The organism is Rhizorhabdus sp. P4_G5, assembly GCF_056401065.1.
The window spans coordinates 1-20613 of sequence record NZ_JBFUKB010000014.1; the positions used below are offsets into that span (position 1 = coordinate 1).

Below are 20613 nucleotides of genomic sequence, written 5' to 3' on the forward strand. Positions count from 1 at the left end.
GCGGCGCGGAGTTATCCGAGCGGGCTGAGATTATGTTGGTTTGTTTATTTGGTTGCGGGGACAGGATTTGAACCTGTGACCTTCAGGTTATGAGCCTGACGAGCTACCGGGCTGCTCCACCCCGCGACACTGAGAGCGGCCTTGGGGTTGTGGCCCTGTTGGCCTTTGAGATTGTGAAGGGTTCTAATATCCCGTGCCTGTTGCGCCGGCTTCAAAGCCTGGCGGCGACCTACTCTTCCACTGCTTAAGCACTAGTACCATCGGCGCGGTCTGGTTTCACGGCCGAGTTCGGGATGGGATCGGGTGGGTCACAGACGCTATGGCCACCAAGCTATGGAGCCGGCGCAATAGGGTTGGGATATGGTTCTATCGATGCGTGCACGTTGACATATATACCGAGCGTTATTCCGCCATCAGGATTGATATTGATGGCGGGGCTCTCAAGCGCGAATAGAGCAATTAGTATCGGTTAGCTCCATGGGTTACCCCACTTCCACATCCGATCTATCAAGGTCGTGGTCTTCGACCGCTCTAAGATATCTTATCTTGAGGGAGGCTTCCCGCTTAGATGCTTTCAGCGGTTATCCCGTCCGTACATAGCTACCCTGCTGCGCGGCTGGCGCCACGACAGGTCCACCAGAGGTACGTTCAACCCGGTCCTCTCGTACTAGGGTCAACTCCTCTCAAATATCGACGCCCACGGCAGATAGGGACCAAACTGTCTCGCGACGTTCTGAACCCAGCTCACGTACCACTTTAATTGGCGAACAGCCAAACCCTTGGGACCTGCTCCAGCCCCAGGATGTGATGAGCCGACATCGAGGTGCCAAACAACCCCGTCGATATGAGCTCTTGGGGGTTATCAGCCTGTTATCCCCGGCGTACCTTTTATCCGTTGAGCGATGGCCCTTCCACGAGGGACCACCGGATCACTATGACCGACTTTCGTCTCTGCTCGACTTGTCAGTCTCGCAGTCAGGCTGGCTTATGCCATTGCACTCTAACAGCCGGTTTCCAACCGGCCTGAGCCAACCTTCGCGCGCCTCCGTTACTCTTTGGGAGGCGACCGCCCCAGTCAAACTACCCGCCACAGAGGGTCCCTGAACCAGTTTCATGGTTCGAGGTTAGACATCAGAAAACAACAGGGTGGTATTTCACCTATGGCTCCACACGGGCTGGCGCCCATGCTTCAAAGCCTCCCACCTATGCTACACAATTCTTTCCTAATGCCACTCTGAAGCTGCAGTAAAGGTGCACGGGGTCTTTCCGTCTAACCGCGGGTACTCCGCATCTTCACGGAGAATTCAATTTCGCTGAGCATGTACTGGAGACAGTGGGGAAGTCGTTACGCCATTCGTGCAGGTCGGAACTTACCCGACAAGGAATTTCGCTACCTTAGGACCGTTATAGTTACGGCCGCCGTTTACCTGGGCTTCATTTCGGAGCTTGCACCCCTCCACTTAACCTTCAGGCACCGGGCAGGCGTCAGACCCTATACGTCGTCTTGAAGCCGACTTAGCAGAGCCCTGTGTTTTTGCTAAACAGTCGCTACCCCCTGGCCTGTGCCCCCCACAAATGGTTGCCCATAGGTGGGGCCTCCTTCTTCCGAAGGTACGGAGGCAATTTGCCGAGTTCCTTCAGTACACTTCTCTCAAGCGCCTTGGTATACTCTACCTGACCACCTGTGTCGGTTTCGGGTACGGTCTATACGGTGGGGCTATTTCCTGGAACCATTTCGAAGCCACTCCAATCCAATAAGGAGTGACAACACACATGATCCGTCACACACCACCAGGCCCACGAATATTAACGTGGTTCCCATCGACTACCCCCTTCGGGCTCGTCTTAGGGGCCGGCTCACCCTGCGCGGATTAGCCTTGCGCAGGAACCCTTGGTCTTTCGGCGACAGGGCATCTCACCCTGTTTATCGCTACTCATGTCTGCATTCGCACTTCCGATACCTCCACGACCCATTACCAGATCGCTTCAACGGCCTACGGAACGCTCCGCTACCGCGTGGATAAATCCACACCCTAAGCTTCGGTGCGTGTCTTGAGCCCCGTTACATCTTCGCCGCAGGAACCCTTATTTAGACCAGTGAGCTGTTACGCTTTCTTTAAAGGATGGCTGCTTCTAAGCCAACCTCCTGGTTGTTTTGGGATTCCCACATGCTTTCCCACTTAGACACGACTTGGGGACCTTAGCTGTAGGTCAGGGCTGTTTCCCTCTTGACGACGGACCTTAGCACCCGCCGTCTGTCTCCCGGATATTACTCGATGGTATTCGGAGTTTGGTTGAATTTGGTAGATCTCGCGACCCCCGCATCCATCCAGTGCTCTACCCCCATCGGTATTCATCCGAGGCACTACCTCAATAGTTTTCGCGGAGAACCAGCTATTTCCCGGCTTGATTGGCCTTTCACCCCTAAACACAACTCATCCGGTAACTTTTCAACGTTAATCGGTTCGGACCTCCAGTGGGTGTTACCCCACCTTCATCCTGGTCATGCCTAGATCGCCGGGTTTCGGGTCTAATGCATCAAACTAAGTCGCCCTATTCAGACTCGCTTTCGCTGCGCCTACACCTAACGGCTTAAGCTTGCTTGATACATTAAGTCACAGACCCATTATGCAAGAGGTACGCTGTCAGGCCTCAAGGACCCTCCAACTGCTTGTAGGCATTCGGTTTCAGGTACTATTTCACTCCCCTCATCGGGGTGCTTTTCACCTTTCCCTCACGGTACTTGTTCACTATCGGTCATGCACGAGTATTTAGGCTTAGAGGGTGGTCCCCCTATGTTCAGACAGGATTACACGTGTCCCGCCCTACTCAAGTCCTGATGTTTCATTTTCGCATACGGGGCTGTCACCCGCTACGGCCGCTCTTTCCAAAGCGTTCTGCTAATTCACCATCAGGCACTGGCCTGGTCCGCGTTCGCTCGCCACTACTAACGGAATCTCGGTTGATGTCTTTTCCTCCAGCTACTGAGATGTTTCAGTTCGCCGGGTTCGCTTCACCAAAGCTATGTATTCACCTCGGTGATATCCTTCCCAATTAACCCCGCCACCGGCCGCATCCGAAAATCCAGCCGATATCGAGATTAATTGGTGAGGATGGGTTTCCCCATTCGGAAATCGTCGGGTCAAAGGTTGCTCACACCTCACCGACGCTTATCGCAGCGTGCCACGTCCTTCATCGCCTGTGCATGCCAAGGCATCCACCAAATGCCCTTACCTCACGCTTGAGAACCCGCACCACCAATAGCAACCCTGAAAGCCTGTCGGGGACATCCCCGGCAAAACCCTCAAAACCACATCGGCAGAGCGGAATATTCACTCAGCATATAATCAATTTGAACGCACTGCCCCCTATCGATCAGCCTCGCGGCCAACCCATAGAAAACAACGCATCCCGCATCGATTTCTAGAACCCATTCACAATGTCAAAGATAGCGCGCTTGCGCGCCATACCGCGGCTCGGAGCCGCGGATCTGATGATCCTCATCCTGGATGATGTACGCATGAAAGATGGTGGAGCCTATCGGGATCGAACCGATGACCTGATGCTTGCAAAGCAACCGCTCTCCCAGCTGAGCTAAGGCCCCAATCTCATGGTGGGCCGAGTAGGAGTTGAACCTACGACCTCACGCTTATCAGGCGTGCGCTCTAACCACCTGAGCTACCGGCCCCCTAGCCTTTGCTTGGCCTCAGACGCCGGCGGTCACTTCCGTGACCTTGGCTTCCTCGCAATAAGCTCGGGCGCGCGTTCGCGCTTGCGGGCCTGACGGCCCGTTGCACGACGCAGCGGGACCATAGCCAGCTCAGGCGCACAGCTCGACGCCAGCACGATAACTCGTACCAGCGAAGCTGTTTTCCAGGATGAAGGGACATGAGGACGGCGGCATATGTTCTTTGAAAAGAGGAGAAGCATTCTTCGGTCTAGCCAAAGCGCTGTCTCGTCGATCCTTAGAAAGGAGGTGATCCAGCCGCAGGTTCCCCTACGGCTACCTTGTTACGACTTCACCCCAGTCGCTAAACCCACCGTGGTCGCCTTCCTCCCTTGCGGGTTAGAGCAGCGCCTTCGGGTGAATCCAACTCCCATGGTGTGACGGGCGGTGTGTACAAGGCCTGGGAACGTATTCACCGCGGCATGCTGATCCGCGATTACTAGCGATTCCGCCTTCATGCTCTCGAGTTGCAGAGAACAATCCGAACTGAGACAACTTTTGGAGATTAGCTCACCCTCGCGAGTTCGCTGCCCACTGTAGTTGCCATTGTAGCACGTGTGTAGCCCAACGCGTAAGGGCCATGAGGACTTGACGTCATCCCCACCTTCCTCCGGCTTATCACCGGCGGTTCCTTTAGAGTACCCAACTTAATGATGGCAACTAAAGGCGAGGGTTGCGCTCGTTGCGGGACTTAACCCAACATCTCACGACACGAGCTGACGACAGCCATGCAGCACCTGTCACCTAGCCAGCCGAACTGAAGGAATGTGTCTCCACAAACCATACTAGGGATGTCAAACGTTGGTAAGGTTCTGCGCGTTGCTTCGAATTAAACCACATGCTCCACCGCTTGTGCAGGCCCCCGTCAATTTCTTTGAGTTTTAACCTTGCGGCCGTACTCCCCAGGCGGATAACTTAATGCGTTAGCTGCGCCACCCAGGCACCAAGTGCCCGGACAGCTAGTTATCATCGTTTACGGCGTGGACTACCAGGGTATCTAATCCTGTTTGCTCCCCACGCTTTCGTACCTCAGCGTCAACAGTCGTCCAGTGAGCCGCCTTCGCCACTGGTGTTCTTCCGAATATCTACGAATTTCACCTCTACACTCGGAATTCCACTCACCTCTCCGACGTTCAAGCGATGCAGTCTTAAAGGCAATTCCGGGGTTGAGCCCCGGGCTTTCACCTCTAACTTACAAAGCCGCCTACGTACGCTTTACGCCCAGTAATTCCGAACAACGCTAGCCCCCTCCGTATTACCGCGGCTGCTGGCACGGAGTTAGCCGGGGCTTATTCTCCCGGTACAGTCATTATCTTCCCGGGTAAAAGAGCTTTACAACCCTAAGGCCTTCATCACTCACGCGGCATTGCTGGATCAGGCTTGCGCCCATTGTCCAATATTCCCCACTGCTGCCTCCCGTAGGAGTCTGGGCCGTGTCTCAGTCCCAGTGTGGCTGATCATCCTCTCAGACCAGCTATGGATCGTCGCCTTGGTGAGCCTTTACCTCACCAACTAGCTAATCCAACGCGGGCTCATCTCTAGGCGATAAATCTTTGGTCCGAAGACATCATACGGTATTAGCACGGGTTTCCCCGAGTTATTCCGTACCTAAAGGCAGATTCCCACGCGTTACGCACCCGTGCGCCACTAACCCCGAAAGGTTCGTTCGACTTGCATGTGTTAGGCATGCCGCCAGCGTTCGTTCTGAGCCAGAATCAAACTCTCAAGTTGATGTCCGACATACCCCAGGGGAATCCCAGGGCACRCCAGCATTTCAAGGAGCCGTTCCTGCACAATACACAAAGTGTGTTTGCATATTAAGACATGGAACGACTTGACTTTAAACCGATCCTCCGACGCCTTGAAGCCGCCAGAAACCGGAGCCGCCGCCCACATGTCCCTTCATCAATCCAACAATGAGAAAGAACCGCGCGTCACCCCCGTCGGTGGAGCGGCTTCTATGGGGGAGGCCCCACCCGGTCAACAACAAAATTACAAAAAAACGACAGCGCCAATCGAGCCAGATTTTCCGGGCATTTCAGCGCTATCGTTGAAACCGATATGGGATCCGGCCGAGCCGAATCAACCTTTCCGATTCGGCGCTGCTGAAATTTCCGAGCCGCCAAGTCATTGATAGAGGCTGCTTTTACTCTGGATCGCAGAGATTCGCGACGAACCCCGCAGCGCACACCCCTCAACGGCCAGCCGGCGCGAGCCCCGATCAGGCCGTCTGGATATATTCGCGCAGGGCCGCGGCCTCGCTCTCGATCCGCTCCATCCTGAACTTGACCAGATCCCCGATCGAAACGAACCCGATGACGACGCCATCGTCGACCACCGGCAGATGGCGGATCCGACGTTGCGTCATCATCGCCAGCGCCTCGAGTGGCGATGTGTTGCTGGTCACCGTGATCACCGGCGAGGTCATTACGTCACGCACCTGGCGGTTCAGAAAATCGGCTCCGTCGCGGCGGATGCCATAGATCATGTCGCGTTCGGACAGGATGCCGACGAGCTGCTCATTCGCCATGACAGGCACCGCGCCGATCCGCTTGTCGGCCAGCAGCGAGAGCACCCCGTTCACGGGCATATCCGGGGACACGCTGATAATGCTGTTGTTGGGTCGCCCATGAAGCATTGCCGCAATCGTCATATCGGCCTCCTACCCCCGTTCTACGCCCGGCCATGCAGGGCAGGCCAAGCCACGCTGGGGAGCCGCCTTCTCGACAGGGACGCAGGCGCATCCCCAACGGAGTTTGGTCTCCACCGCCTTGATAGTCCCACTTTTCCTTCCCAAATGGAAGCCATGACAAGACCACCCCGACGCCGGAATCGCCTTTCCGATCCGGTTTATGCGGCGCGCGCCTGGGCGCGCTATCGCTGGATCATGCGCTGGGTGGTTGCGGCCGCGGCGCTCAGCGTGGCCGCCGCGTTGATCTACCTCAGGGCGGACGGCTCGCCGCTCACCGCGACGATGATCATCGCCACCAGCGCCGGTGTCGCCCTCACCATATTGTTGGCTGGCGCGCTGATGGGGCTGATATTCCTGAGCTCGGGCACCGGCCATGACGACGATGTCGGCCATATCGACGAGCAGGATTAAGGGATTTCAAGTCGGCTCGAATGAGCCGACCACTCCGACATTGCGGCACATCTACGGAGAGTGGGCACAGTTCGATCCACGCCGAATGCAAAAAGGGCGGCCCGCGAGCCGCCCTTTTCCTTGCGTCATGCCAGCCTGTTCAGGCCACGGCAGATTCGCCGCGTGGCTTGCGGGTCCGGGGACGCGGACGGTCGCCGCCCTCGCTGCCATCTTCGACCGGCGTCTTCAGCGAAAGCGACGGCGGCAGGCGATCGACCTCGATCTGCTCGGCCGGCTGCGCCTTGGGCGGACGACCGCGGCGGCGGACGGGACGCGGCTCTTCCTCGGCCGACGGGGCATCCTGGACCGGGGGCCTGCTCTCGGCGACAGGCCCCAGGTTCAATTCCACGGGTGCGGGGCGCTGCTCGGCGGCCACGTGGCCCTGTTCCGCACGTGGCGGACGGCCGCGGCGCGGACGGCGCTCGGTTTCCTCGCCACGCTCGCCATCGCCGCGGTTGCCGTCGGCGTGATTCACGTCGTCTCGATTGCCACCGCCTCGATTGGCGTCGCCACGCGACGCTTCGTTCCGGTTGCCGTCGCTGCGGACATCGTCGCGATTGCTGGCGCGACGATGTCCATCGCCACGATTGCCATTGTCGCGGTTGCCGCGGTTACCGTCGCCACGATTGCCGTCGGACGTCTCGCGGTCGCCGAAATCGCGCTGCGCATCGGTTTCCCGCATCGCGAAGATCGGCTCTGGCGCCTGGCGGTCGTCATTGCCGATCCGCTCGCCCTCGTCGCCATAATCCTCGTCGGACTGGTTGGCATAGTCATCGCGGCGGGGACGGGGCTGCTGCTCCTCGAAGCGCGACCGGCTCTCGCTCAGCACCCGGAAATAATGGTCCGCGAACTGGAGATAATATTCGGTATTGACGCGATCGCCCTGCATCTGCGCGTCGCGCGCCAGCGCCTTATACTTCTCATGGAGCTGGGCGGCATTGCCGCGCGCGCGATTGTCGATGCGATTGCCGCGGTCCTGACCGCCACCACTGGAACCATTGCGCGGGGGTGCACCCTGACCACCGCCACGACCGCGACGGCGGCCGTTCTGCCGATTATTTATCAACTTTCCGATGTCCTCGTCACTGGTGGTATCGGTTCACCACTCCCTACACCGGGACCGTCCCGGAGCCATGAGGGGGCCATCGCCCCCAAACCGTAAAAGATGCACGCCGCCCACAGGCACGAACCCTTTCGGTCCGCATCCGCCTACGTCATGGTCGCTCGAAAAAACAGCGCCCCTGGCATTGGAGGTCGTAGCATGGGCCGGTGCGATACGCATCCAAGGCCCGTCAATAGCCCCGATGTAGGGGGTCGCGCCGCGATTTCCAAGCACAATATGTGGCCATGCGATAAAAGGATCAGCCTCTGACGACGATCGCGCGGTCTCGCCCGGCGAGATCGCGGCGAACCGCCCCGTCCATGCCGTTGGCCGCGAACAGCGCAACTACGCTATCTGCCTGATCTGCACCGATTTCGATCGCCGCCAGGCCGCCCGGGGCCAGCAGCCTGCCGATCTCGGGCGCCAGCCGCCGATAGTCATCGAGCCCAGCCGGCCCGGCGAACAGCGCCGTCGACGGCTCATGATCGGCGACGTCGGGCGGCAGGACCGCATCGCTGGCTATATAGGGCGGATTGCACAGCAGCAGGTCGAAACGCTCGTCGAGCCCCGCCGCCCAGTCGCCCTCCCGGAGCTCCGCCCGGCCAAGCAGCCCGAGCCGCGCCGCATTGCCGCGCGCGATGTCGACCGCAGCGACCGACCGATCGATCCCGAGGCCGGTCGCACGCGGCCACTCGGCCAGGGCGGCGAGCAGCAGCGCGCCCGATCCGGTGCCGAGATCGAGCACCCGCGCCGGCCCGGCCCGGCCGAAATGATCGACCGCCGCTTCGATCAGTGTCTCGCTGTCGGGCCGCGGGATGAGCACACCCGGCGCCACATCCAGGCTGATCGTCCAGAAATCGCGCCGACCGGTGATATAGGCGACCGGCTCATGCGCGCGCCGCCGCGCCACCAGCGCATCGAAGCCCTCGGGCGCCGCGATGTCCTGCCAGCCGAGCAGCATCACGCCGCGATCGACACCCAGCGCATGCGCCATCAGCAGTTCGGCATCGAGTCGCGCGCTGCCGCTGCTCTCCGACAGGATCGCCGCCGCACGCGCTAGCGCGGTGCGAACCTTCTCGACCATCGGCCTCAGCTATCCAGCTGGGCGAGGCGCTCGGCCTCATCCTCGGCGATCAGCGCACCGATCAGCTCGTTCAGCCCAGGTCCTTCCAGGATGTCCGGAAGGCGGTGCAGCGTCAGGTTGATGCGATGGTCCGTCACCCGCCCCTGCGGGAAATTATAGGTGCGGATCCGCTCCGACCGGTCGCCCGACCCCACCATCGATTTGCGCGCGCCGGCCCGAGCGCTCGCCAGCCGTTCGCGCTCCTGCTCATAGAGCCGCGTGCGCAGCACCTTGAGCGCCTTGGCCTTGTTCTTGTGCTGCGACTTCTCGTCCTGCTGGATCACCACCAGACCGGAGGGGAGATGGGTGATCCGCACCGCGCTGTCGGTGGTGTTAACCGACTGGCCGCCCGGGCCGGACGAGCGATAGACGTCGATCCGCAGGTCCTTGTCGTCGATCTGGACGTCGACCTCCTCCGCCTCCGGCAGCACCGCCACCGTCGCCGCGGAGGTATGGATCCGCCCGCCCGATTCGGTGACCGGCACGCGCTGGACCCGGTGGACCCCGCTCTCGAACTTCAGCCGCGCGAACACGCCGGCCCCGGTGACGCTCGCCACCACTTCCTTGTAGCCGCCGAGATCCGCAGCGCTGGCCGAGATCAGCTCGACCCGCCAGCCGCGATCCTCGGCATAGCGCTGGTACATGCGGAACAGGTCGCCCGCGAACAGGGCGGCCTCGTCGCCGCCCGTCCCCGCCCTTATCTCGAGCATCGCCGATCGCTCGTCGGCGGCGTCGCGTGGCAGCAGCTTCAGCGCCAGGTCGCGTTCCGCCTCGGGCAGCCTGGCGCGGATCTCCTCGACCTCCTCGGCCGCCATCGCGCGCATGTCCGCATCGCTGCTGTCGTCTTCCGCGAGCCCCTTGAGCACTTCGAGCTCGGCACGCAGCCGCCGCACCTCGCCCGCCGCCACCGCGACGGGCTCGATCTCCGCATAATCCTTCGACAGCTGGACGAACTGATCCGAAGGCAGATCGCCACGGGACATCAGCGCCTGGAGCTCGTCGCGACGCGCCTCGATCTGCGCGATCCGCGCCGATGTTATCCCGGCCATCGGCGTCAGCCCCGCAGCGTTTCGATCAGCTTGCCAACCGGCACCCAGCGCTGGGTCTGGTCGTCGAGCTGCTTCAGCGCCACTTCGCCCCGCGCCACCTCGTCATCGCCGATGATCACCGCCCAGGTCGCTCCCGACGCATCGGCCTTCTGCATCCGCTTCTTCATATTGCCCTTATAGGCCATATCGGCCGCGATGCCGGCGCGGCGCAGATCGGCGAGCACCGTACCGGCGACGGCCTGCGCACCGTCCCCCATCGGCACCACCGCGACATCGATCGTCTCGGTATCGGGCGCATCGATCAGCATTGCCAGCCGCTCGATCCCGGCGGCCCAGCCGACCGCCGGCGTGGGCGGGCCACCCAACGCCTCGATCAGCCCATCATAACGGCCGCCGCCGAGCACCGTGCCCTGCGCACCGAGCCGGTCGGTGACGAACTCGAAGGCGGTGTGCCGGTAATAATCGAGCCCGCGCACCAACCGGGGGTTGCGCACCCAGGCGATCCCGGCCGCCTCCAGTCCCTTGGTCACCGCCTCGAAAAAGGCGCCGGCCTCGGCCGACAGGTAGGCGTCGATCTCGGGTGCCGCGTCGGCGATCGGCCGGTCGCGCGGGTCCTTCGAATCGAGGATGCGCAGCGGATTGCGATCGAGACGATCGACGCTGTCCTCGGACAGCTCGCCGCGATGCCGATCGAAATGCGCGACAAGCGCAGCACGCCACGCGTCGCGCGTCGCCCCGTCGCCGAGCGTGTTGAGGGTCAGCGTCACGCCGTCGGAAATGCCGAGCTCGCGCAGCAGCTGGTCGGCCAGGCACAGCAGCTCGACATCGGCCTGCGGCTCGCCCGAACCGATCACCTCGGCATCCAGCTGGTGGAACTGGCGATACCGCCCCTTTTGCGGCCGTTCGTAGCGGAAAAGCGGGCCATGGGTGGCGATCTTCAGCGGCGCATGCTGCTGCCAGCCCTCGGTCAGATAAGCGCGGCAGAGGCCGGCGGTGAATTCCGGCCTGAGCGTCACCGAATCACCGCCACGGTCGTCGAAGCTGTACATCTCCTTGGAGACGACATCGGTGGTTTCGCCCAGCGACCGCGCGAACACCGCTGTCGGCTCGATCACCGGCACCTCGACTCGTCCGAAGCCGTACAGGCGGCGAACGCGATCAAAGGTGTCGACGACATGGCTGAAGCGCCGCGCCTGTTCGCCCAGCATGTCCTGCGTTCCCCGGATCGGGCGCGGTGTTTCGATCTTGCTCATCGCAGCGGCCTTAGAACAAATTCGGGGCGGGAGGGAAGATTGCCGCCCCTCCTGCATTTCGTCGCCGAAATCAGCGCGGTCGGCCTTATTCCCGCTTGGCATTCGGTGCAGTGCAGCATAAAGCCGCGCCCTATGAACATCGACCTTATCCCGATCGGCGATGATCCGCCGAACAGCCTCAACGTCATCATCGAAGTGCCGGTGGGCGGCGAACCCGTCAAATATGAGTTCGACAAGAAGTCGGGCGCGCTGTTCGTCGATCGAATCCTGCACACGCCGATGCGCTATCCGTGCAATTACGGCTTCGTGCCGCACACGCTGTCGCCCGACGGCGACCCGCTCGATGCCCTGGTCGTTGCGCGCTCGCCGTTCGTGCCGGGCTGCGTCGTCCGGGTACGACCGATCGCGGTGCTCAAGCTCGAGGACGAAGCCGGCGGCGACGAAAAGCTGCTGACCGTGCCGGTCGACGGCACCTTCCCTTATTATTCCAAGGTCGGCGAGAAGGACGATCTGCCTGAGATCGTGATGCAGCAGATCGAGCATTTCTTCACCCACTATAAGGATCTCGAGGCCAAGAAATGGGTGCGGATCGGCACCTGGGGCGGCGCCGAGGAAGCCCGCCAGATCGTGCTCGAAGCGATCCAGCGCGCGAAGGCCGCGAAGGCGGCCTGAAGCCCCGGCCCTCGCGTTCATAAGATAATCGGAGAGGCCCCGCCCCCCGGCAGGGGCCTTTCTTTTTGCGCTTGCACAGTGTGTACCGATCGATGCCCAAGGGCCAACATCGCCCGATCCGAACCGCTCTTCGCCGCACGCCGGGCCGGCCTGAAAAAGCAGCGCGTGTCCGGCTTCAGAGTCTTTTTGACTTGATGCAGACCGGCTGCCCAGCTAGGCGCACCCACCTGCAATGTGTCGGGGCGTGGCGCAGTCTGGTAGCGCACTGGTCTCGGGGTCCAGGGGTCGTAGGTTCGAATCCTATCGCCCCGACCATTGCAGCAATCCTCCCCGTATCTGCCGACACGGCCCGAGGCCGTGCCTACATCGCCAGCGGCGCCGCATATCCGGTCAGCTCCAGATAGCCGCGCCCCCCCCTGGTTCGCACCGCCCCTTCCCAATAGACCGGCAGGCCGGTCCGCCGGCCGTCGAGCTCCTGCGCCGCGAACAGTGGCACCAGCGGGAAGCGCCTCACGCCCTCGGGCAAACGCACGCTCAGCAGCTGCTCGACGGGATAGACCGCTCCCGTCGCCGCGCTCTTCCAGCTGCGGCGCGGGCGGAAGCTGACGTCGCCCGGCGCGAGGCGGGTGACGCTTCCGTTCTGGCGGCGAAACGATCCGCCGGCCCACAGCACGCCGCCGCCCTTGCGCCGGATCCGGAACGCCATCAGCGCGCTGCCATCGTCGAGGTTCAGGCCGGTCCAGTCCCAGCCGACAGCGTCGGGAGCGAGATAATCGGAGGACCATTCGCGGTCGAGCCACGCCTCGCCCGTCACGCGCAGAGGCGTGCCGTCTCGCAGGACAGTGCCGGCAACGGCGAGGTGCGGGATCGAGTAATAATAGCTCGCCTGCCCGGGTTTCGGTCCCTTGCGGCTATAGCCGTTCTCGCCCTGCGGCATCGGCTTCTGCGTCGGGTGGAACGCGAGGTCGAGCGCGAAGCCATCGGCCCGCACCCGGGTGGCGAAGCGGCCGTCGGACAGGCGGCGCAGGCGCCAGTCCCGGATGCGGATATCGGCGTCGCCCATCGCCGCCACCGCGAGCCCGAAGCCGGCACGGGCCGCGCGCTCACCATGCAGCAGGCGGCCCAGCTTCGGATCGGACAGGGCGGCGTGCGCGAACAGGATCTGCTGCGCGGCGAAGCGGCTCGGATTGGCAGGGTCGACGCGGGCTCGGCTGCGGAAGAAGGTCACCTGGAAGCCGAAGGCGCGGCCATCCTGTGCCTTGAGCCAGCCGGTGACGTACCACCACTCGGTGCGAAACGCCGGGTGCGCGCCATGGTCGGCAGGGAAGCGCAACTGCAGCCCCGGCTTCACCGCGGGATAATCCGCGGCAGGCGCCGCCATCGCGGCCGTCGCGATCAACGCGATCAACGCGAGCGGTATGCCCAGTGCGCGAATCACCAATCCTCCCTCACCGCCAGCACCGCGTCGATCGACGTCGCCCGGCGCCCCGCGAGCATCGCCGTGCCCGCCGCGGCCACCACCAGCGCCGCGATCACCCCGGCCAGCGTGCCGACCGGGACATGCGTCGACATCGTCCAGTGGAAGGACTGCGGGTTGATGACATGGATGAGCACCTGCGACAGGATCAGCCCGAGCAGCACCCCGGCCAGGCCGCCGATCAGGCCGAGCAGCGCCCCCTCGGTGGCAAGCATCGCGATGATCTGGCGCTTCGATACGCCGAGATGGCGCAGCATCCCGAATTCGCGGGTGCGCGCCACGGTCTGCGCCGACATCGTCGCGGCGACCCCGGCAAGCCCGACCAGGATCGCCACCGCCTCGAGCAGATAGGTCACGGCGAAGCTGCGGTCGAACAGCGTGAGCGCAAAGCGGCGCAGCGCCGCGGGCTCGCTGATCTCGGTCTGCATCGCCAGCGCCGCCGGCAAGCGCGCGGCAAGGTCGCGGCCGACCTGTGCCGGCACCGCACCCTCTCGCACGGCGATCGCGGCCTCGTTGCGCATCGCATCGCCGGTCAGCCGCTGATAGTCGCCGGTGTCGATGATCACCGCGCCGTTCTGCCGTGCATAATCGCGCCAGATGCCGAGGATCGCGAAGCGCTGCCCCGGCGCGATCGGCAGGCTGATCGTCGCGCCCGGCCGCCAGCCATAGAGCCGCGACGCCGGCTCCGACACCCAGACCGGCACGTTGCCAGCGGGTGCGGGCGGGCCGGTCTCGATCAGGTCGAGCAGCGGATCGCGGCCTTCCCGGCCGACCGGACGCGCCACCAATATGATCGGCGGCCTGTCAGGCCGGATCATCAGCGGGATCTGCTGCGAGAAACGCATCTCCGCCACCCCCGGTGTCGCCGCGAGCCGCGCCTGGTCGGCGGGTGCGAAGCCCGGCAGGGCGCTGCGAACATATAGGTCGCCGCTCAGTACGTGGCCCAGCCAGCCGTCGACCGCGACGCGGAAGCTGGTGACCATCGTCGCCATCGCGATCATCAGCGCGGTCGAGGCGACGATCCCGCACAGCGCAGTCGCCACCTCGCCCGGCGCACCATGGACGTGCCGCGTGGCGAGCAGCTGCGGCACATGGCGGGCGGGCCGCCGCGACAACCAGCCCAGCGTCTGCCGCGCGAGCCAGGGAACCCCGGCGATTCCGCCGGCGAGCAGCAGCGCGATGCTCGCGAAGCCGAACAGCGGCAGTCCGCCCGCCGCGGGCAGCAGCGCGAGCGGCGCGCCCAGCAGCGCCAGCAGCGCCGCCAGCCGCCACGGCACCGGCGCGCGCGGATCGATCATGTCGCCGCTATTCTTGAGCGCCGCTGCCGGAGCGGCCCTGGCCGCGGCGCGGGCCGGGAGCACGCTGCCGAGCAGCGCCGCGGCCAGGCCCAGGAGGAAGAAGGCCGCGGCCGGGCCGGGCTGGAAGACCAGCCGCACTGCCTGGTCGTCGAAATAGCCGGCGCCGAGATCGCCCCCGAACAGCCGCAGCGCACCCGCGGCCAGCCCATAGCCGGCCAGCAACCCCAGCGCCGACCCGATGACGCCGATGATGAGACCCTCGACGGTCACCGCCGCGACGATGCCGCCGCGCGGCAGGCCGAGGGTGCGGACCAGCGCGAAGACGCGCAGGCGGCGGGTGACCGACAGCGATTGCGCCGAATAGACGAGGAAGCCGCCGGTCAGCAGCGCCACCAGCGCCAGCATGTCGAGATTGACGCGATAGGCGCGCGACAGCGTGTCACCCTGCATCGCGCGGCTCTGCCCGCTTTCGAGCGCGGCACCCGCCGGTAGAAGTTTCGGCAGCGCCGCCATCGCCCGCAGCCGGTCGGCCAGCTTCAGGTCGATCCGGTCGACCCGCCCCAGCCGCCCGAATCGCCATTGCGCGGCAGCGATGTCGATCACCCCGACCGCCTGGTCCTCGCCCAGCGCCGGCAGGGTCCCGACGATCCTGAGCGGTACGACATGGCCGTTCGCGCCGACCATGATCCGATCGCCGATGTGCGCGCCGATCCGCGCCATCGCGCCGCGCGACAGGAACAGCGCCTGTCCGTCGAACACCACCTCGCCGCCGCCCAACCCCTCGGCGGTGACGCCGACCAGGCTGGGCGTCACCGCGGCTGCGCGCAGCAGATCGACCCCCAGCAGGGTGAAGCGCTGCTCGCCGGCATGGGCGCGCAGCTCGACCACCGGGCTGGCATCGGCGACGCCGGGCGCGGTCGCGATCCGGGGATAGGCCAGCTCGTCCATGCCGAGCGGACTGACCGCGCGCACCGCCAGCTCGGCAGCGCCGTTGACGCTGCGCACCGCCCCGTCAAACGAGGTCAGCGCCGAGCCGTTGACCAGATGCACCGCAAAGCCCAGCGCGACGCCCACCGCGATCGCCAGCGCGGTGAGCAGGAACCGCAGCGGATGCCAGCGCCACTCTCCGCCGACCAGCCAGCCGAGCGCCAGCCGCGCCGACAGCAATCCGGGCTCAGCGCCCATCGCGCTCCACCAGCCCCTCCGCTCCGAGGACCAGCACGCGATCGGCGATGCCGGCGGTCCCCTCGCTATGGGTGACCAGCACCACCGCCGCGCCATGATCGCGGCTGGCGGCACCGAACAGCGCCAGCACCCGCGCGGCGGTGTCGGGATCGAGATTGCCGGTCGGCTCGTCGGCCAGGACCAGCGCCGGGCGATGCACCAGCGCGCGGGCGATCGCCACCCGCTGCAATTCGCCGCCTGAAAGATCGCGCGCATAGCCCTCGCCGCGCCCACCCAGCCCGACCGCATCGAGCATCGCATCGGCGCGGGCGGCGGCGGCGCGCGCGTCCGACGACACCAGCGCCAGCGGCAACGCGACATTCTGCCGCAGCGTCAGATAGGGCAGGATATGGAAGGCCTGGAACACGAAGCCGATCCGCTCGCGCCGGATGCGCGTCCGCGCCGCCTCGTCGAGCAGGCCGAGGTCGACGCCCTCGATCCGGATCGCGCCGGCATCGGCCTGATCGAGCCCGGCGAGCAGGTTGAGCAGGGTCGACTTGCCGACCCCGGATTCGCCGAGGATCGCGACGACCTCCCCGGCGCCGGCGACCAATTCGAGATCGCGGAACAGAATCCGCGGGCCCGGCACCGACTTGGCAAGGCCGCGCACCTCAAGAAGATTGGAGTTCGCACCACCCATGCGCCCACCTTAGGGTCTGCGCGGTAAAACGAAACCCGTCCGAACAAGCTTGTTCGCCACCGGGCGCGGCGGGGGCCACGCCCTACTCGACGTCGGGCTGCACCGAAGGATGCGCGCGCTGGAATGCGTCGAGCGCCGCGCACTGCGCATCGATCGCAACCAGCGTCGGGAATTGCCCGACATCGCAGTTCAGCCGCCGGGCGTTGAACATCTGCGGCACCAGGCAGCAGTCAGCGGTCGTCGGGCTGTCGCCATGGACGAAGCGCCCGCTGCGTCCCTCGGCGACCAGATAGGTTTCGAGCCGGGCCAGACCGTCTTCCACCCAGTGGCGATACCATGTGTCGATCTCGTCCTGGTCATGGCCGAGATCCTGCTTGAGGTAGCGCAGCACCCGCAGGTTCGCGAGCGGATGGATGTCGCACGCGATCAGCAGCGCGGCGGCCCGGACATAAGCGCGCTCGGCCAGACCCTGCGGCAGCAAGGACGGCTGGGGCCAACGCTCCTCGAGATAGTCGATGATCGCCAGCGACTGGACGAGCAGGCCCTCGTCGGTATCGAGCGCCGGGACCAGCCCTTGCGGATTATGCCCGGCGCGGTAGGCCGAGAGACCGTCGCGCTTCAGCAGGTGCACTGCGAACTGCTCGACATCGAGGCCCTTCAGGTTGAGCGCGATGCGGACGCGATAGGCCGCCGACGACCGGAAATAGCTGTAGAGTTTCATGCGGCCCGACCTCCTTCACGCCGCCATCGAGCTTCTGCCTTCTTGCCGATCGCTTCAAGGGAGCGGCTCCGTGCTGGCTGCGGCGGGAGCCTTTTATCGGCGCACCGACAAATGTTTGTACTTGGCCGCCGAGCGCCCTATAGCGGCGCCCGCGTCGGGGAGTGGCGCAGGCTGGTAGCGCACCTGGTTTGGGACCAGGGGGTCGCAGGTTCGAATCCTGTCTCCCCGACCATTTATTTCAATTACTTAGCTCGCACTCCGTCACGTGTGAGCGAATCTCAGCAATCACCTAGCAATCACGGCGGGGAATCCACTTGCGCCTCGATCGCTGCTGCTGACAGCGAGCAGCGCTTGCTTTCGCTCGCGATACAACCTGCGCCAATCTGGACCATTTGCAGTCCCCTGACGCATGACTGGATTGCAGATACGCCTTGAATGACCGATGGTCCTCGGGTGCGGTTCCGCTCCATCTCACTTGGCATTCTTGCCGTTATAACTGTTTTGCTCGCTGGATGGGCCTTTATCGCGCATGTCCGCGCGGAGCAGGCCGCGCTGCCCACAACGATCCAAGACCTGATTTCTCAACCAAAGAAATACTCGGGAAAATTGGTCCGACTATCAGGCAGACTGAACGAATGCTTCGGCTGGGAATGCTCGCTCTGCCCTGAAAATATGACCACAGGCACGGCCGATTCCAAGAGATGCCTGCCTCTTAGCTTCCGGCCGCTGATCCCTGAAACAGGATTTGGATCAGTCGAACAGGAAAGCGTTTTCCGCTTCGCAAGCGTGGTCCTTCAGGCGAAGTTTGACCCAACGTGTTGGACCGGCAATTGTCTCGATCGTGAGGTTATCCTGTACGATGCGAACGTCGTTTCGGTAAGCAAGCGCCGCTCCAGTCGCGAAGGACTTTGGATGCAGAACCCTGGCGGCCTTATCGAAGTCGCCAAGCCACTTGCGGCTGCGGTTGAATCGGCGGCCTATGATGCCGGCTTTGCAGAAGGTCCGCCGACCAAAGTCTTCAGGCCCCAGCAAGGCATGCAGGCATTGATCGTATGCCAATCCTACCGGGCCACCGATCCGGCTGGATGGCCCGGTTCGGTCGCAGGCGCGGTGTACGCGAGCAGCAAAAGCGACTTCTACCGGTGCAATAGGGTGCGGAACATCAATGGGCGTTGGGTCGTGCAAGTCGCGGGATGATTATGAGCAAATGCGCTACCATAATCGGAATGTTCTCGGCGCTAGCTCTGAGCAGCGGACTTCCTTCCCCGTGTCTCCCCAAACACGCGCGGCGCAGCCATCTCCGCTAGTTGAATGCCACGCTGAGCGGCTACTTTCCGTGCACAAGCCATTTTTGGTCGGGCGGAAATCCAGGAGGCGATCATAATGCTCACCAATGGGGTGACCGATTGGGGTTTTACCCTATCGAACGGGGCGTAAGTCGAGTTTATATCCGCGCCGGATGGGGCAGGATTGGGCCATTTTTTGGCCCGCTTGGGCAACAGACCTAATATTTTGGTTTTGCCGCAGAAAGGCGGAGAACGCCGGTTCGTCTTGAGAATATGCAGCGGCATGCCGCACGCGTTTTGCGCCGTCACTTACCGGAACACATGAGGTCAATATGTCGGATTGGAAAAGCAAACTCGTCCTGGAACAGGGTGAAACTCTTAAGCATGCTGGATCGAAGTCCAAAGGCTTCATGATGGAGACCGACGTGGCCACATATGATGTGGTCGACGCGGATGGTCAGAAACGCGGTTCGGTGACGGTCGAGGATCATACCGCCGTAAGAGGCTTCAATCGCACCATTCGGCTTGTCCAGGTCAACGATGCTGGGAAAACGCTCGTTGAAGAGACTTGGCGCGCATAGCACATGGGCGAGCGATGCCGGGAGCGAACTCGCCCCCGGCATCGAACGTTACGCCGCTGAGAGATGCTCCCCAGTCGCGAGGCGCTGGGTCATCAGATGCCACTCGACCTCGGCATGCTCCTTCGCCTTGTCGGCGAGATAACCACCCTGGTAGCCGGGAAAGAGGGGATACTCATTGACCTGAAGCAGCTGATCCAGCTTCTTCGTCAAATCCTGCATAGTGGTCTTCTGCCCGCGAAGCGCCTTGCTCTCGGCGTAGAGCAGGAACTGCTCGCACATGATGTGAAGCACGTAGAGTTCGTCAGAGAACAGGTAGTTCTTGCCCGTCGTGCATTCGGCTTTCGTCGGGTAACGGCCCTTCATGGTCGTCACGCCCATATTCGGCTTGGTTCCGTCCGCACGTTCCAGCAGAATCTGGGCAGCCGTCTTACCCGTCGCTGCGAACATGAAGCGATCCTGGATACGGGCGTAGAACGACCTCGCCGCCTGCGATGACGGCTCGTAGTCGGAGGCAGCTTCCTTGAAGCAGTCCCGGACCGCCGAGTAGATATTCTTCTCTTCCGACCGAAGCGCGCGAACACGCGCGGCCAAGCCTTGGAGGGCATTAGGGTCCGCACGTAGCCGTTTGTCATCGAGGGCATAACCCTCGGTGATGTAGGCCTTGAGGACGCCATTGGCCCATTTGCGAAACTCCACCGCCTTGGCGGAACTGACGCGGTAGCCAACGGTCAGGATGACATCGAGGTTGTAATGCTCAATCTCGCGAGCGACCTGACGACCACCCTCCAGCCGAACTATCCGGAAACTCCGGATAGTTGCCTCCCGCTCCATCTCGCCATCAGCGTAGAGGGTCGAGATATGCTCGTTGATCGTCCGGACATCGCGGCCGAAGAGGTCGGCCATCTGCTTCTGGGATGCCCAGATCGTGTCTTCCGACCAGTCGACACTGAAGTCGATCGCCGCGTTCTCACCATCGAAACGGACGAGTTCCATCTCGATCTGGCCGGCCATATCGTTGGCCGCCTCGCGCCGCTTGCGGGTCTTGGCGAGGAACTTATTCAATTCGTCAGGTGTCATATAACAAGGCCTTTATATCCACCAGCGGAAGACCTTGACCCAGCCGTCAACCTGTGGTTGAAAGCCGCTCATACAAGGCAATGATCCATCCGCTGGAACATTGTTGAAACAAACGCCGCCGCTAGGACCACGAATCCTGACGTGCGGCGTTTGTCGTTTCTGCACCGTCCCATCTTGCGAGTCAAGAAATCGCCGTAGGAAGCCTCAGGAGTGAGTGCCGCACACTTCCGGTCACCCAGAC

At 63.1% G+C, this 20613-nt stretch carries 15 protein-coding genes, 5 tRNA genes and 3 rRNA genes; 7 read left to right on the forward strand and 16 right to left on the reverse strand.

Annotation, left to right across the window (positions count from 1 at the left end):
- Positions 1-49: 49 nt before the first annotated feature.
- From AC1DQK_RS18395 to AC1DQK_RS18420, 6 genes are all read right to left on the reverse strand, one after another.
- Positions 50-126, reverse strand: a tRNA-Met gene (locus AC1DQK_RS18395).
- Between the two features lie 90 nt (positions 127-216).
- Positions 217-331: ribosomal RNA gene (gene rrf, locus AC1DQK_RS18400) — 5S ribosomal RNA — on the reverse strand.
- Between the two features lie 108 nt (positions 332-439).
- Positions 440-3244, reverse strand: a 23S ribosomal RNA gene (locus tag AC1DQK_RS18405).
- Between the two features lie 284 nt (positions 3245-3528).
- Positions 3529-3604 (reverse strand) — tRNA-Ala (locus AC1DQK_RS18410).
- A 7-nt stretch (positions 3605-3611) separates the two neighbouring features.
- Positions 3612-3688: transfer RNA gene (locus AC1DQK_RS18415), tRNA-Ile, on the reverse strand.
- Positions 3689-3969: 281 nt separating this feature from the next.
- Positions 3970-5458: ribosomal RNA gene (locus AC1DQK_RS18420) — 16S ribosomal RNA — on the reverse strand.
- The 16S, 23S and 5S rRNA genes sit together here with 3 tRNA genes alongside, the layout of an rRNA operon.
- 130 nt (positions 5459-5588) lie before the next feature.
- Here AC1DQK_RS18420 and AC1DQK_RS18425 point away from each other — a divergent pair.
- Complete coding sequence (locus AC1DQK_RS18425) at positions 5589-5861, forward strand: hypothetical protein (protein WP_477873194.1); 273 nt, start codon at positions 5589-5591, stop codon at positions 5859-5861.
- Between the two features lie 87 nt (positions 5862-5948).
- Here AC1DQK_RS18425 and AC1DQK_RS18430 read toward each other — a convergent pair whose 3' ends face one another.
- Positions 5949-6380: a CBS domain-containing protein gene (locus AC1DQK_RS18430; RefSeq protein WP_477873196.1), complete on the reverse strand. Its 432-nt coding sequence runs from the start codon at positions 6378-6380 to the stop codon at positions 5949-5951.
- Between the two features lie 144 nt (positions 6381-6524).
- Here AC1DQK_RS18430 and AC1DQK_RS18435 point away from each other — a divergent pair, with 144 nt between their 5' ends.
- On the forward strand, positions 6525-6830 hold the full coding sequence (locus AC1DQK_RS18435) for a hypothetical protein (RefSeq protein ID WP_477873198.1): 306 nt from the start codon (positions 6525-6527) through the stop codon (positions 6828-6830).
- A gap of 139 nt (positions 6831-6969) precedes the next feature.
- On the opposite strand, the gene AC1DQK_RS18440 is transcribed toward AC1DQK_RS18435, so the two are convergent.
- The 4 genes from AC1DQK_RS18440 to hisS all read right to left on the reverse strand — a co-directional run bounded on the left by AC1DQK_RS18440 (position 6970) and on the right by hisS (position 11396).
- A complete protein-coding gene (locus AC1DQK_RS18440; protein WP_477873200.1) occupies positions 6970-7935 on the reverse strand; it encodes a DUF4167 domain-containing protein in 966 nt (321 codons plus the stop codon).
- Positions 7936-8230: 295 nt separating this feature from the next.
- A complete protein-coding gene (gene prmC / locus AC1DQK_RS18445) occupies positions 8231-9055 on the reverse strand; it encodes a peptide chain release factor N(5)-glutamine methyltransferase (protein ID WP_477873202.1) in 825 nt (274 codons plus the stop codon).
- Positions 9056-9060: 5 nt separating this feature from the next.
- Complete coding sequence (gene prfA / locus AC1DQK_RS18450; RefSeq protein WP_477873204.1) at positions 9061-10143, reverse strand: peptide chain release factor 1; 1083 nt, start codon at positions 10141-10143, stop codon at positions 9061-9063.
- A 5-nt stretch (positions 10144-10148) separates the two neighbouring features.
- Complete coding sequence (hisS, locus tag AC1DQK_RS18455) at positions 10149-11396, reverse strand: histidine--tRNA ligase (protein ID WP_477873206.1); 1248 nt, start codon at positions 11394-11396, stop codon at positions 10149-10151.
- A gap of 132 nt (positions 11397-11528) precedes the next feature.
- Here hisS and ppa point away from each other — a divergent pair, with 132 nt between their 5' ends.
- Both ppa and AC1DQK_RS18465 read left to right on the forward strand, forming a co-directional pair.
- Positions 11529-12068: an inorganic diphosphatase gene (gene ppa / locus AC1DQK_RS18460; RefSeq protein WP_477873208.1), complete on the forward strand. Its 540-nt coding sequence runs from the start codon at positions 11529-11531 to the stop codon at positions 12066-12068.
- A 238-nt stretch (positions 12069-12306) separates the two neighbouring features.
- Positions 12307-12383, forward strand: a tRNA-Pro gene (locus tag AC1DQK_RS18465).
- Positions 12384-12429: 46 nt separating this feature from the next.
- Here the strand turns inward: AC1DQK_RS18465 and AC1DQK_RS18470 are convergent.
- The 4 genes from AC1DQK_RS18470 to maiA all read right to left on the reverse strand — a co-directional run bounded on the left by AC1DQK_RS18470 (position 12430) and on the right by maiA (position 17428).
- Positions 12430-13506: a lipocalin-like domain-containing protein gene (locus AC1DQK_RS18470; RefSeq protein WP_477873210.1), complete on the reverse strand. Its 1077-nt coding sequence runs from the start codon at positions 13504-13506 to the stop codon at positions 12430-12432.
- Entirely contained in the window at positions 13503-16028 is a 2526-nt protein-coding gene (locus AC1DQK_RS18475) for an FtsX-like permease family protein (protein WP_477873212.1), read from the reverse strand. Before AC1DQK_RS18475 ends, AC1DQK_RS18470 begins: the two co-directional genes overlap by 4 nt.
- Positions 16018-16707 carry an ABC transporter ATP-binding protein gene (locus AC1DQK_RS18480; RefSeq protein WP_477873214.1) on the reverse strand — a complete coding sequence of 230 codons (690 nt, stop codon included), beginning with the start codon at positions 16705-16707 and terminating at the stop codon, positions 16018-16020. The genes AC1DQK_RS18475 and AC1DQK_RS18480 overlap by 11 nt, the downstream gene beginning before the upstream one ends.
- 82 nt (positions 16708-16789) lie before the next feature.
- A complete protein-coding gene (gene maiA / locus AC1DQK_RS18485; protein WP_477873216.1) occupies positions 16790-17428 on the reverse strand; it encodes a maleylacetoacetate isomerase in 639 nt (212 codons plus the stop codon).
- A 155-nt stretch (positions 17429-17583) separates the two neighbouring features.
- On the opposite strand from maiA, the gene AC1DQK_RS18490 reads away from it, so the two are divergent.
- From AC1DQK_RS18490 to AC1DQK_RS18500, 3 genes are all read left to right on the forward strand, one after another.
- Positions 17584-17660, forward strand: a tRNA-Pro gene (locus tag AC1DQK_RS18490).
- A 203-nt stretch (positions 17661-17863) separates the two neighbouring features.
- Positions 17864-18625: a hypothetical protein gene (locus tag AC1DQK_RS18495; protein WP_477873218.1), complete on the forward strand. Its 762-nt coding sequence runs from the start codon at positions 17864-17866 to the stop codon at positions 18623-18625.
- Positions 18626-19046: 421 nt separating this feature from the next.
- Positions 19047-19295, forward strand: coding sequence for a hypothetical protein (locus AC1DQK_RS18500; RefSeq protein WP_477873220.1), 249 nt, complete (start codon positions 19047-19049; stop codon positions 19293-19295).
- Between the two features lie 48 nt (positions 19296-19343).
- On the opposite strand, the gene rhuM is transcribed toward AC1DQK_RS18500, so the two are convergent.
- Positions 19344-20306: a RhuM family protein gene (gene rhuM, locus AC1DQK_RS18505; protein ID WP_477873222.1), complete on the reverse strand. Its 963-nt coding sequence runs from the start codon at positions 20304-20306 to the stop codon at positions 19344-19346.
- Positions 20307-20613 lie beyond the last annotated feature (307 nt).